General features: G+C 69.6%; 13 protein-coding genes and 1 pseudogene. 4 read left to right on the top strand and 10 right to left on the bottom strand.

What is annotated here, in order from left to right; genetic code table 11:
- The first annotated feature begins 72 nt into the window (after positions 1-72).
- Positions 73-1,062, top strand: a complete 990-nt coding sequence (locus HET64_RS30175; protein ID WP_215110323.1) for a hypothetical protein — start codon at positions 73-75, stop codon at positions 1,060-1,062.
- Positions 1,063-1,084: 22 nt separating this feature from the next.
- Here HET64_RS30175 and HET64_RS30170 read toward each other — a convergent pair whose 3' ends face one another.
- The 9 genes from HET64_RS30170 to HET64_RS30130 form a co-directional block, all read right to left on the bottom strand.
- Positions 1,085-1,450, bottom strand: coding sequence for a VOC family protein (locus HET64_RS30170; protein WP_215110322.1), 366 nt, complete (start codon positions 1,448-1,450; stop codon positions 1,085-1,087).
- A gap of 53 nt (positions 1,451-1,503) precedes the next feature.
- Positions 1,504-1,842, bottom strand: coding sequence for a metal-sulfur cluster assembly factor (locus HET64_RS30165; RefSeq protein ID WP_003969897.1), 339 nt, complete (start codon positions 1,840-1,842; stop codon positions 1,504-1,506).
- Positions 1,839-2,294 (bottom strand): Fe-S cluster assembly sulfur transfer protein SufU, encoded by a 456-nt coding sequence (gene sufU, locus HET64_RS30160; protein WP_308370403.1) that lies wholly within the window; start codon positions 2,292-2,294, stop codon positions 1,839-1,841. Before sufU ends, HET64_RS30165 begins: the two co-directional genes overlap by 4 nt.
- Before the next feature lie 10 nt (positions 2,295-2,304).
- Complete coding sequence (locus HET64_RS30155) at positions 2,305-3,573, bottom strand: cysteine desulfurase (protein WP_215110320.1); 1,269 nt, start codon at positions 3,571-3,573, stop codon at positions 2,305-2,307.
- Entirely contained in the window at positions 3,570-4,334 is a 765-nt protein-coding gene (gene sufC, locus HET64_RS30150) for a Fe-S cluster assembly ATPase SufC (protein WP_215110319.1), read from the bottom strand. Before sufC ends, HET64_RS30155 begins: the two co-directional genes overlap by 4 nt.
- 7 nt (positions 4,335-4,341) lie before the next feature.
- Positions 4,342-4,659 carry a bifunctional 3-phenylpropionate/cinnamic acid dioxygenase ferredoxin subunit gene (locus HET64_RS30145; protein ID WP_018555702.1) on the bottom strand — a complete coding sequence of 106 codons (318 nt, stop codon included), beginning with the start codon at positions 4,657-4,659 and terminating at the stop codon, positions 4,342-4,344.
- Entirely contained in the window at positions 4,659-5,840 is a 1,182-nt protein-coding gene (gene sufD / locus HET64_RS30140) for a Fe-S cluster assembly protein SufD (RefSeq protein WP_215110318.1), read from the bottom strand. Before sufD ends, HET64_RS30145 begins: the two co-directional genes overlap by 1 nt.
- A gap of 101 nt (positions 5,841-5,941) precedes the next feature.
- On the bottom strand, positions 5,942-7,363 hold the full coding sequence (gene sufB, locus HET64_RS30135) for a Fe-S cluster assembly protein SufB (protein ID WP_215110317.1): 1,422 nt from the start codon (positions 7,361-7,363) through the stop codon (positions 5,942-5,944).
- The gene (locus tag HET64_RS30130; RefSeq protein WP_215110316.1) at positions 7,360-8,103 is read right to left on the bottom strand and encodes a metalloregulator ArsR/SmtB family transcription factor; all 744 of its coding nucleotides are present in this window, start codon (positions 8,101-8,103) and stop codon (positions 7,360-7,362) included. Before HET64_RS30130 ends, sufB begins: the two co-directional genes overlap by 4 nt.
- Positions 8,104-8,239: 136 nt before the next feature.
- Here HET64_RS30130 and HET64_RS30125 point away from each other — a divergent pair, with 136 nt between their 5' ends.
- From HET64_RS30125 to HET64_RS30115, 3 genes are all read left to right on the top strand, one after another.
- Positions 8,240-9,181, top strand: coding sequence for an ABC transporter ATP-binding protein (locus HET64_RS30125; RefSeq protein ID WP_215110315.1), 942 nt, complete (start codon positions 8,240-8,242; stop codon positions 9,179-9,181).
- Positions 9,178-9,945, top strand: a complete 768-nt coding sequence (locus tag HET64_RS30120) for an ABC transporter permease (RefSeq protein ID WP_215110314.1) — start codon at positions 9,178-9,180, stop codon at positions 9,943-9,945. Before HET64_RS30125 ends, HET64_RS30120 begins: the two co-directional genes overlap by 4 nt.
- Before the next feature lie 86 nt (positions 9,946-10,031).
- The gene (locus tag HET64_RS30115) at positions 10,032-11,015 is read left to right on the top strand and encodes a heme A synthase (protein ID WP_215110313.1); all 984 of its coding nucleotides are present in this window, start codon (positions 10,032-10,034) and stop codon (positions 11,013-11,015) included.
- A 67-nt stretch (positions 11,016-11,082) separates the two neighbouring features.
- Here HET64_RS30115 and HET64_RS30110 read toward each other — a convergent pair.
- Positions 11,083-11,577 (bottom strand): annotated as a pseudogene (locus HET64_RS30110) (amidohydrolase family protein); the annotation flags it as partial.
- Between the last annotated feature and the right edge of the window lie 19 nt (positions 11,578-11,596).

The following is an 11,596-nucleotide window of genomic DNA, read 5'->3' as shown; positions in this document are numbered from 1 at the left end:
GGATGGCACAACGGGTGGGCCGCACCGCCCAAGCCGGGGGTCATACCCCTGGCGCCGCTGAGGGTCTCGGACATGCTCAGCGGCGCCTTCTCGACGCTCGGGCGGTACTGGAAACCGCTGATCGGGATCGCCCTGACGCTGTTCGGCGCGGCGACGCTCGTGATGATCGCCGCACTGGTGGCCGCCGGCGCCGCCGTCGCGAGCCAGTGGGACGAGCTGACGTCGAGTTCCTCGGGATCCCCGGACGCGGCGCAACTGGTCCCGTTGGGCGTCGCGTTCGGCGTGCTGATGGTCATCGGCATGATCGTCTACCTGCTGGCGTCCGCCGTGGTGCAGGCAGCGGTCCCGGTGGTCCTCCAGGAAGCCGTCCTGGGCCGCCCGATCGGCTTCGGCGCCGTCTGGAGCCGCGCGTGGTCGCGGGTCTGGTCGATCCTCGGCACGGTTTTCCTGACCGGGCTGATCATGGTCATCCCGATGGCGCTCATGATGGGCGCCATCGCCGGGCTGATGATCTACGCCGTCTCGCTGGGCGACGAGGACGGCGTCGTGCCGCTGATGGTGGTCGGCTTCCTCGGCGCCCTGCTCATCGCTCCGGTGGCGATGTGGCTCTACGTCCGCTTCTCCCTGGCCCCGACGGTCGTGGTCTTCGAGCAGCAGCGCCCGGTCGCCGCCCTGCGCCGCTCGGTCCAGCTGGTGCGCGGCAACTGGTGGCGGGTCTTCGGGGTCTGGCTGCTCGCCGTCGGGCTCGCGGCCGTGATCGGCTACATGATCCAGCTGCCGTTCCAGATGGTCGGCCTGCTCCCCGGCGTGTTCGACCCGGCGGACATGGACGCGGACCCGAGCGGCGGGCAGATCGTCGCGGTGCTCGGCGGCCTGTTGCTGCTGTCGTTCATCAGCCAGATGATCAGCCAGCTGTTCACGGCGATCTTCCCCCCGCTGGTGGTCGGCCTGCTGTACGTCGACCTCCGGATGCGCACGGAGAACCTGGGCCCGGTCCTGGCCGAGGCGGCGGCAGCGACCCTTCCCGAGCAGTACGGCCCGCCGCCGCCCTCCCCCGTCTGAGCACGCGGGGGCCGGGCCCGGCTCAGTCGGTCAGGGTCCGCTTGGGGCGCAGCACACAGAACTCGTTGCCCTCCGGATCGGCCATCACCACGAAGGTGGCGTCCGGCCCCTGCCCGACGTCCACCCGCCGGGCGCCGAGCGCGAGGATCCGCTCGACCTCGATGTCCTGGTCGTCCGGCGTCAGATCGATGTGCAAACGGTTCTTGACGGTCTTCGACTCCGGGACGGGGAGGAAGCACATCCCCGGCAGCGCGGTCTCGTGGGCGCCGATGATGATCTCCTCCTCGTGCTCGAAGAGCACCTGCCAGTCCAGCACCGCGCTCCAGAAGCGGGCGAGGAGCGGCAGGTCGTGAGCGTCGACGGCGATGTGGTACATGGAGACGGCCATGCCCGCCAGTGTGGCTGGCGGGCATGGCCGTTCATCGCTCTTCGCGGAGCGTGTCAGACGTTGAACCCCAGCGCGCGGAGCTGCTCGCGTCCGTCGTCGGTGATCTTGTCCGGGCCCCACGGCGGCATCCAGACCCAGTTGATCCGGAGCTCGTTGACGATGCCGTCCGTGGCGGACTTCGCCTGGTCCTCGATGACGTCGGTCAGCGGGCAGGCCGCGGACGTCAGGGTCATGTCGAGGGTGGCGATGTTGGCGTCGTCGACGTGGATGCCGTAGATCAGGCCCAGGTTGACGACGTCGATGCCCAGTTCGGGGTCGACGACGTCGTACAGCGCCTCGCGGACCTCCTCCTCGGAGGCCGGCTTCATGGTCGCGGTCTCGTTGTCGCTCATGCGGTCTTCCCTTCGGACAGCGCCTTGGCCGTCGCGTCCTTCCACGCCATCCAGCTCAGCAGCGCGCACTTGACCCGGGCGGGGTACTTGGAGACGCCGGCGAACGCGACGGCGTCCTCCAGCACCTCCTCCATCGCGTCGTCCGGCTCCAGCTGCCCCTTGGACTGCATCAGCTCCAGGAAGGTGTCCTGGATCTTCTGCGCCTGGGACAGCTCCTTGCCGACGAGCAGCTCGTTCAGCACGGAGGCGCTGGCCTGGCTGATGGAGCAGCCCTGGCCCTCGTAGCTCACGTCGGCGATGGTGTCGCCGTCGTACTTCACCCGGAGCGTGATCTCGTCGCCGCACGTCGGATTGACGTGGTGCACCTCGGCGTCGCCGTCCCGCAGGCCGCGCCCGTGGGGGTGCTTGTAGTGGTCCAGGATCACTTCCTGGTACATGGATTCCAGCTTCACCAGTCAGCCCTCAGCCGAAGAAGTTCCGGACGTGCTCCAGACCGTCCACCAAGGCGTCGACCTCGGCGGGCGTGGAGTACAGATAGAACGACGCTCGCGTCGTCGCGGGAATTCCGTACCGCAGGCAGACCGGGCGCGCGCAGTGGTGGCCGACCCGGACGCAGATGCCCATCTCGTCGAGTACCTGACCCACGTCGTGCGGGTGGATGTCGCCGAGTGTGAAGGAGATCGTGGCCCCGCGGTCCTCGGCCGTCGCCGGACCGATGATCCGCAGGTCCGGGACCTCCAGGAGGCGCTTCACCGCGTACTCGGTGATCGCCTTCTCATGGTCGTGGATCTTCTCCATGCCGATCGAGGAGAGGTAGTCCACGGCCGCGCCGAGGCCGACGGCCTGGGCGATCGGGGGCGTACCGGCCTCGAACTTGTGCGGTGCCGGAGCATACGTCGAGGAGTGCATCGACACGGTCTCGATCATCTCGCCGCCGCCGAGGAACGGAGGCAGGTCCTCCAGGAGCTCCTGCCGTCCCCACAGCACGCCGATGCCCGTGGGGCCGACCATCTTGTGACCGGTGAAGGCCACGAAGTCGGCCTGGAGCGCCTGCACGTCGAGCACCATGTGCGGGGCCGCCTGCGAGGCGTCGATGCAGACCAGCGCGCCGACCTGCTGGGCGCGGCGGATGATCTGCTCGACCGGGTTGACGGTGCCCAGGATGTTGGAGACCAGCGTGAAGGAGACGATCTTCGTCTTCTCGGTGATGATCTCGTCGATGTTCGACAGGTCGAGCCGGCCGTCGTCGGTGATGCCGAACCACTTCAGCTTCGCGCCGGTGCGCTGCGCGAGCAGCTGCCACGGCACGATGTTGGAGTGGTGCTCCATCTCCGTGGTGACGATCTCGGTCTCGCGGTCCACCCGATAGGGCTCGTCCGCCCAGCCGAGCATGTTCGCCACGAGGTTCAGCGACTCCGAGGCGTTCTTCGTGAAGATCACCTCGTTGCGGCTGGGTGCGTTGATGAAGGCGGCGACCTTGTCGCGGGCGCCCTCGTACAGCGCGGTTGCCTCCTCGGCGATCGTGTAGACGCCGCGGTGCACGTTCGCGTTGTGCCGCTCGTAGTACTCGTTGAGCGCGTCGAGGACCTGACGCGGCTTCTGCGAGGTCGCCGCGGAGTCCAGGTAAACGATCTTCTTGCCGTCGTGGACCGTGCGGTCCAGGATCGGGAAGTCCTTGCGGATCGCCTCGGTGTCGAGGAGGCCGGTGAGCCCCTGTCGGGCGTCAGTCACGCGGAAGCGCCACCCTTCGTGTAGGCCTCGTAGCCCTCGTTCTCCAGCTGGTCGGCCAGCTCGGCGCCGCCGGAGGCCGCGATCCGGCCGTTGGCGAAGACGTGCACGAAGTCGGGCTTGATGTACTTCAGGATGCGGGTGTAGTGCGTGATCAGCAGGGTGCCGACCTCGCCGGACTCGCGGACCCTGTTGACACCCTCGGAGACGGTCTTGAGCGCGTCGACGTCCAGGCCGGAGTCGGTCTCGTCCAGGACGGCGATCTTCGGCTTGAGGAGCTCCAGCTGAAGGATCTCGTGGCGCTTCTTCTCACCGCCGGAGAAGCCCTCGTTGACGTTGCGCTCGGCGAAGGCGGGGTCCATCTGGAGCCCGGCCATCGTCTCCTTGACCTCCTTGACCCACGTACGCAGCTTGGGGGCCTCGCCGCGGATGGCGGTGGCGGAGGTGCGCAGGAAGTTGGAGACCGAGACACCGGGGATCTCGACCGGGTACTGCATGGCGAGGAACAGGCCGGCGCGGGCCCGCTCGTCGACGGACATCTCCAGGACGTCCTCGCCGTCCAGGGTGACCGTGCCACTGGTGATCGTGTACTTGGGGTGACCCGCGAGCGAGTACGCGAGGGTGGACTTGCCGGACCCGTTGGGGCCCATGATGGCGTGGGTCTCGCCCTGCTTCACGGTCAGGTCGACGCCCTTGAGGATCTCCTTCGTGGCGTTGTCGGCCTCGACGGAAACGTGCAGGTCGCGGATTTCAAGCGTTGCCATGGGTGACTCAGGACTCCTGGGTGACGGAGACGAGCACATCGTCCCCTTCGATCTTTACGGGGTATACGGGGACGGGGCGCGTCGCGGGAAGGCCGGACGGCTTGCCGGTGCGGAGGTCGAACGACGAGCCGTGCAGCCAGCACTCGATCGAACAGTCCTCCACCTCGCCCTCCGAGAGGGAGACGTTCGCGTGCGAGCAGATGTCGTTGATCGCGAACACCTCGCCCTCGGTGCGGACGACGGAGACCGGTGTGCCGTCGAGCTCGACCCGTTTCGGGGTGTCGTCCTCCAGCTCACTCAGCGCACAGGCTTTGACGAAGGCCATCAGACGGACGCCTTCAGCTCGGTCTCGATCTTGTCGAGCAGACGCGCTTCCACGTCCGGCAGACCGATCTGCTGGACCAGCTCGGCGAAGAAGCCGCGCACGACGAGACGGCGGGCCTCCTCGGCCGGAATACCGCGGGACTGGAGGTAGAAGAGCTGCTCGTCGTCGAAGCGGCCGGTCGCCGAGGCGTGGCCGGCGCCGACGATCTCGCCGGTCTCGATCTCCAGGTTGGGCACGGAGTCGACCCGGGCGCCGTCGGTGAGGACGAGGTTCCGGTTCATCTCGTAGGTGTCGGTGCCCTCGGCCGCGGCCTGGATGAGGACGTCGCCGATCCAGACGGCGTGCGCGCCGTCGCCCTGGAGAGCGCCCTTGTACACCGCGTTGGACTTGCAGTGCGGGGTGTTGTGGTCGACCAGGAGGCGGTGCTCCTGGTGCTGGCCCTTGTCGGTGAAGTACAGGCCGAAGAGCTCCGCCTCGCCGCCGGGGGCCGCGTAGGCCACCCGGGGGTGCAGGCGGACGACGTCGCCGCCGAAGGTGACGACGATCGACTTGAACGAGGCGTCCCGGCCGACCAGCGCGTTGTGCTGGCCGACGTGGACGGCCGTGTCGTCCCAGTCCTGGACGGAGACGACGGTCAGCTTCGCGCCGTCGCCCAGCACGTAGTCGACGTTGGCGGCGAGCACCGCGTCACCGGTGTGGTCGATGACGACGACGGCCTCGGCGAAGGCGCCCAGCTGGATGAGCTGGTGGCCGTAGGCGACGCCGCCCTCGCCGTGCACGGCGATCCGGATCGGCTCGGTGAGCACGGCTTCCTTGGCGACCGTGACGACCGAGGCCTGCTCGAAGGCGCTGTACGCCTGGGCGGCGACCCGGTCCACCGGGGTGCCGGCCTTGCCGAGCCGGGAGTCGTCGCGGCCGACGGTCTCGACCGTGACGCCCTCGGGGGCCTCGATGGCGACCTTCACGCCGCCGCCGTTCGCGACCGCGGTGCCGTCGTGCAGACCGCGCAGCCGCTCCAGCGGCGTGAAGCGCCACTCCTCCTCGCGGCCGTGCGGGACGGGGAAGTCCGCGACGTCGAAGGACGGGGGTGCGCTCATGCGGGTGGCGACGGTCGACTCGGCGGCCACCGCGATGGAGCCGGCGGTGGTGGAGCCCACCGGAGTGTTCTGAGCCTCAGCCATGGCTGTCGTAGTGCTCGCTTTCTCAGTCAAGAAGGGGGGTGGTTCGGTGGGAGTGCGGGGACGGCCGCGAACGGCCGTCCCGGTGGTCCTCGGACGAGGACCTAGCCGACCGAACCCTCCATCTGCAGCTCGATCAGCCGGTTGAGCTCCAGGGCGTACTCCATGGGCAGCTCCTTCGCGATCGGCTCGACGAAGCCGCGCACGATCATCGCCATGGCCTCGAACTCGGTGAGTCCGCGGCTCATGAGGTAGAAGAGCTGGTCCTCGGAGACCTTGGAGACGGTCGCCTCGTGGCCCATCGACACGTCGTCCTCGCGGACGTCGACGTAGGGGTAGGTGTCCGAGCGGGAGATCGTGTCGACGAGCAGAGCGTCGCAGAGCACGTTGGACTTCGCGCCCGGCGCGCCCTCGCCGATCTCGATCAGACCGCGGTAGGACGTACGGCCACCGCCTCGCGCCACCGACTTGGAGACGATGTTGGAGGAGGTGTTCGGGGCCATGTGGACCATCTTGGCGCCGGCGTCCTGGTGCTGGCCCTCGCCCGCGAAGGCGATGGACAGGGTCTCGCCCTTGGCGTGCTCGCCCATCAGGTAGATGGCCGGGTACTTCATGGTCACCTTGGAGCCGATGTTGCCGTCGACCCACTCCATGGTCGCGCCCTCGTAGGCCACGGCCCGCTTGGTGACCAGGTTGTAGACGTTGTTCGACCAGTTCTGGATGGTCGTGTAGCGGCAGCGGCCGCCCTTCTTCACGATGATCTCGACCACGGCGCTGTGCAGCGAGTCCGAGGAGTAGATCGGGGCGGTGCAGCCCTCGACGTAGTGGACGTAGGCGTCCTCGTCGACGATGATCAGCGTCCGCTCGAACTGGCCCATGTTCTCCGTGTTGATACGGAAGTAGGCCTGGAGCGGGATGTCCACGTGGACGCCCTTGGGCACGTAGATGAACGATCCGCCGGACCACACGGCCGAGTTCAGCGAGGCGAACTTGTTGTCACCGACGGGGATGACGGTGCCGAAGTACTCCTTGAAGAGCTCCGGGTGCTCCTTCAGCGCGGTGTCGGTGTCCATGAAGATGACACCCTGCGCCTCCAGCTCCTCGTTGATCTGGTGGTAGACGACCTCGGACTCGTACTGCGCGGCGACACCGGCGACGAGGCGCTGCTTCTCCGCCTCGGGGATGCCGAGCTTGTCGTACGTGTTCTTGATGTCCTCGGGCAGTTCCTCCCAGGAGGCCGCCTGCTTCTCCGTGGACCGCACGAAGTACTTGATGTTGTCGAAGTCGATGCCCGACAGGTCGGAGCCCCAGTTGGGCATGGGCTTCTTGCCGAAGAGCTTGAGGCCCTTGAGCCGCAGCTTCAGCATCCACTCGGGCTCGTTCTTCTTCTCCGAGATGTCGCGGACGACAGCCTCGGAGAGACCGCGCTTCGCCGCCGCGCCTGCCGCGTCGGAGTCGGCCCAGCCGAATTCGTACGTACCCAGACCCTCGAGCTCAGGGTGGGCAGTCTCCGTGGGGAGCGTCATGCGGGGTTCCTCCCGGCCGTGCTTGCAGATGCTGAATGGGTGGTCTGTGGGGGTGCTGCGTGGCCACTTCGCGGCACGTAGGTCGTGCACACACCATCGCCGTGGGCGAGGGTGGCCAGACGCTGCACATGGGTCCCGAGGAGGCTGGAGAAGAATTCCGTCTCCGCCTCGCACAGCTGTGGGAACTGCTCGGCGACATGCGCCACCGGGCAGTGGTGCTGGCACAGCTGCTCGCCCTGCTGCGGGCCCGGCGCGCTTCGCGCCATAGCAGCGTACCCGTCGGCCGACAGGGCCTTGGCCAGGGCCTCGGTGCGCTCCTCGGGCGCAGCGGCCTCGACCTGGGCGCGATACGCCTCGCCCACCGCGGCCATCCGGGCGCGGGCGAAGGCGAGGACCGCCTCGTCGCCCCCGGACTCGGCGATGAAGCGCAGGGCGTCGACGGCCAGCTTGTCGTAGGACTGGTCGAAGGCGTCCCGGCCGCCGTCCGTCAGGGCGAACACCTTGGCGGGCCTGCCGCGGGTCCGCGCCCCGTAGACCCGCTGTTCGCGGGCTTCGACGACATCGTCCGAGACGAGGGCGTCCAGGTGGCGGCGGACGGCGGCCTGGGTGAGGCCGACGCGCTTGGCGAGGTCCGCGACGGTGGAGGGGCCGTGGTCCAGGATGGAGCGCGCGACCCGGTTGCGCGTCGAGCGCTCACCGGTCGCGAGTTCCTCCTGAGGAGCCCGTCCGTCGTATTTCACAACACCATTGTTGCGTAATTCATTCGACTCTGACAACCACGGTCCGGAACGATCAACGGTGCGGTTCGTCACTTAGGGTTACCTAATCTGGCCCCGGGAGCCGTCCTCCCGGGAGGGCTGCCTAGACTGGTGCGCCATGGAGAACGAGCCCGTCGTACAGGTCAAGGGCCTGGTCAAGCGGTACGGCACGAAGACCGCGGTGAACGGCCTCGATCTGGTGGTCGCGACCGGCGCGGTGACCGCCGTCCTCGGCCCGAACGGCGCCGGGAAGACCACCACCATCGAGACCTGCGAGGGCTACCGCCGCCCCGACGCCGGCACCGTACGGGTCCTCGGCCTCGATCCGGTCACCGACGCGGAGCGGCTGCGTCCGCGGATCGGGGTGATGCTCCAGTCCGGCGGCGTCTACTCCGGTGCGCGCGCCGACGAGATGCTCCGCCACATGGCCAGGCTGCACGCCCACCCCCTCGACGTGGACGCCCTGATCGAACGCCTCGGCCTCGGCGACTGCGGCCGCACCGCCTACCGGCGGCTCTCCGGCGGCCAGCAGCAGCGCCTCTCGCTGGCCATGGCGGTCGTCGGACGGCCCGAGCTGCTGTTCCTGGACGAGCCGACCGCCGGGCTCGACCCGTCGGCGCGCCGCTCCACCTGGGACCTGGTGCGCGAGCTGCGCGCCGACGGGGTGTCCGTGGTGCTGACGACCCACTTCATGGACGAGGCCGAGACGCTCGCCGACGACGTCGCGATCATCGACGCGGGCCGGGTCATCGCCCAGGGCAGCCCGGAGGAGCTCTGCCGGGGCGGCGCGGAGAACACCCTGCGCTTCACCGGACGCCCGGGCCTCGACCTCGGCTCGCTCGTCAAGGCGCTGCCCGACGGCTCCGGGGCCGCCGAGCCGCTGCCGGGGACGTACCGGATCACCGGGTCCATCGACCCGCAGCTGCTGGCCACGGTGACCTCCTGGTGCGCCCAGCACGGCGTGATGCCCGAGGGCATCTCCGTGGAGCGGCACACCCTGGAGGACGTCTTCCTCGAACTGACCGGCAAGAAGCTGACCGGCAAGGAGCTGCGCGCATGAGCGCCGGTACGTACACCCCGCGCCCCGGCGCCGCCCCGCTCCCCCGGATGATCGCCGCGCAGACCGCGCTGGAGACCCGGATGCTGCTGCGCAACGGCGAGCAGCTGCTGCTGACGGTGATCATCCCGACGCTGCTGCTGGTGCTGTTCAGCGCGGTCGACATCGTGGACACCGGCCCGGGCGCGTCGGTCGACTTCCTGGCCCCGGGCGTCCTGGCGCTCGCCGTGATGTCCACCGCCTTCACCGGCCAGGCCATCGCCACCGGCTTCGAACGCCGTTACGGGGTCCTCAAGCGGCTCGGGGCCTCCCCGCTGCCCCGCTGGGCGCTGATGACCGCGAAGACGCTGTCGGTGCTGGTCACCGAGGTGCTCCAGATCGTGCTGCTGACGGTGATCGCCTTCGCCCTGGGCTGGTCGCCGCAGGGCAACCCGCTCTCGGTGCTGCTGCTCCTGGTGCTGGGAACAGCCGCGTTCTCCGGGCTCGGGCTGCTGATGGCGGGGACGCTCAAGGCGGAGGCGACGCTCGCCGCCGCCAACCTGGTCTTCCTGCTGCTGCTGGTCGGCGGCGGGGTCATCGTGCCACTGGCGAAGTTCCCGGACGCCGTGCAGTCGGTGCTGGGGCTGCTGCCCGTGTCGGCGCTCTCCGAGGGCCTGCGGGACGTCCTCCAGCACGGTGCCTCGATGCCGTGGGCCCAGGCCGGGATCCTGCTGGTGTGGGCGGTGCTGGGGCTCGGCGCGGCGGCGAAGTTCTTCCGCTGGGAGTAGCCCGCGGGGGCCGTACGGCTGGACGTGTCCGGGCAACCGGGTACGAACCCACCCCTCGTGAAATCATGCACAAGCCCCGTCCTACGATGGTCCGCGTGGAAACCCCCATCTCCCTCATCGCCAAGCGCTGGACGCCGTCCACCAAGGTGGTGAAGCGCGCCGCGCTCTCCGCCGTCATGATGAGCGTCTTCATCATCGTCACCGGCGGGGCCGTCCGGCTCACCGGTTCGGGCCTCGGCTGCGACACCTGGCCCAAGTGCACCGACGACAGTCTGTTCGCGACGCCCGAACAGGGACTGCACGGCGCGATCGAGTTCGGCAACCGGATGCTGACCTACGTCCTGTCGGCCGCGGTCGGCTGGGCGATCATCGCCATCAGTGCGGTCAAGCCGCGCCGCCGCAAGCTCGCCCGGCTGGCCTGGCTGCAGTTCTGGATCGTGCTGGGCAACGCCGTCCTCGGCGGGATCACGGTCTGGGCGGGCCTCAACCCCTGGACGGTGGCCGGGCACTTCCTGCTCGCCAACGCGCTGCTCGCGGTCACCGTGATCACCTGGGTGCGGGTCGGCGAGGGCGACGGCCCGCCGCGCCCCCGGGCTCCGCTGCCCGTACGGCGGCTGGCCTGGGCGATCGTGGCGACCACGGTGGTCCTCATCGTGCTGGGCACCTCGGTGACCGGGTCCGGCAAGCACGCCGGCGACAGCAGCGACGTGCCGCGCATGCCGTGGGACTGGTCGGCCGCCGCCCATGTGCACGCCATCTCCGCCTGGGTCGTCTGCGCCCTGGCCATCGCCATGTGGCTGGCCCTGCGGGTGGTCGACGCGCCCGCCGACACCCGGGCCCGCGCCCGCGACCTGCTGGTCGTGCTGCTCGCCCAGGGCGCGATCGGGTACGTCCAGTACTTCAGCGACGTCCCCGAGATCCTGGTCGGCGTCCACATGTTCGGCTCGGCCATCCTGTGGATCGCCGTGATCCGGCTCGTGCTGAGCATGCGCGAGCGCGGGGACGACGCTCCCGCACCACTGCCCGGCCCGTCCGCCGAGCAGCCGGAGTCGACACCGGCGGCGGTCTGACGGACATCCGTACGGGAGGGGCGGCGGGCCGCGGTGGCCCGCCGCCCCTCCCGTACGCCGTGGCTCCTCACTCCAGCCCGTACACCCGGCGCGCGTTGCCCGACCCGATCATCGTGGCGACCCGGACCGCGTCCCGCCGGGTCCACGCACCGTCCGCGACCCAGCCGCCCAGCACCCGCCCGAGCGCCTCGCGGAACTGCCGCGCGCCCACCAGATGCAGCTCCGGCAGCCCCTGCGCCCCGCTGGAGAACAGCAGCTTGCCGAACGGCGCGAGCTCCATGATCTCCGCCAGCACGTCCGCCGCCCTCGCCCCGGTCCACGCCGGTACGGTCCCCAGATCGGCGTAGACGTGCGGGTGCCGGCCGGCCAGCGCGGCGGCCTGCCGGTGGTACGGATAGCCGTGCAGAAGGACGAGGTCGCAGCCGTGGCCCTCGGTCGCGGCGGCGAAGCCGGCGAGAGTGGCCGGGGCCGCGGCGCCCAGGCGCAGCTGCAGCGGCAGCCCACAGGCCACCGCGGACCAGCGCAGATGGTCCAGCAGCTCCGGCTCGACGGGCGCCCCGCCACCTGGTTCTTATACACAT

This window comes from Streptomyces sp. McG3, assembly GCF_018619185.1.
Classification (GTDB): domain Bacteria; phylum Actinomycetota; class Actinomycetes; order Streptomycetales; family Streptomycetaceae; genus Streptomyces.
This window is presented reverse-complemented; position numbering and strand designations above follow the sequence as displayed.

Bases quoted from the DNA above. Each gene is read 5' to 3' on its own strand.
- HET64_RS30175 (WP_215110323.1), top strand. From the start codon at position 73: ATGCTCAGCGGCGCCTTCTCGACGCTCGGGCGGTACTGGAAACCGCTG.
- HET64_RS30170 (WP_215110322.1), bottom strand. From the start codon at position 1,450: ATGGCCGTCTCCATGTACCACATCGCCGTCGACGCTCACGACCTGCCG.
- HET64_RS30165 (WP_003969897.1), bottom strand. From the start codon at position 1,842: ATGAGCGACAACGAGACCGCGACCATGAAGCCGGCCTCCGAGGAGGAG.
- sufC (WP_215110319.1), bottom strand. From the start codon at position 4,334: ATGGCAACGCTTGAAATCCGCGACCTGCACGTTTCCGTCGAGGCCGAC.
- HET64_RS30145 (WP_018555702.1), bottom strand. From the start codon at position 4,659: ATGGCCTTCGTCAAAGCCTGTGCGCTGAGTGAGCTGGAGGACGACACC.
- sufD (WP_215110318.1), bottom strand. From the start codon at position 5,840: ATGGCTGAGGCTCAGAACACTCCGGTGGGCTCCACCACCGCCGGCTCC.
- sufB (WP_215110317.1), bottom strand. From the start codon at position 7,363: ATGACGCTCCCCACGGAGACTGCCCACCCTGAGCTCGAGGGTCTGGGT.
- HET64_RS30125 (WP_215110315.1), top strand. From the start codon at position 8,240: ATGGAGAACGAGCCCGTCGTACAGGTCAAGGGCCTGGTCAAGCGGTAC.
- HET64_RS30120 (WP_215110314.1), top strand. From the start codon at position 9,178: ATGAGCGCCGGTACGTACACCCCGCGCCCCGGCGCCGCCCCGCTCCCC.
- HET64_RS30115 (WP_215110313.1), top strand. From the start codon at position 10,032: ATGGTCCGCGTGGAAACCCCCATCTCCCTCATCGCCAAGCGCTGGACG.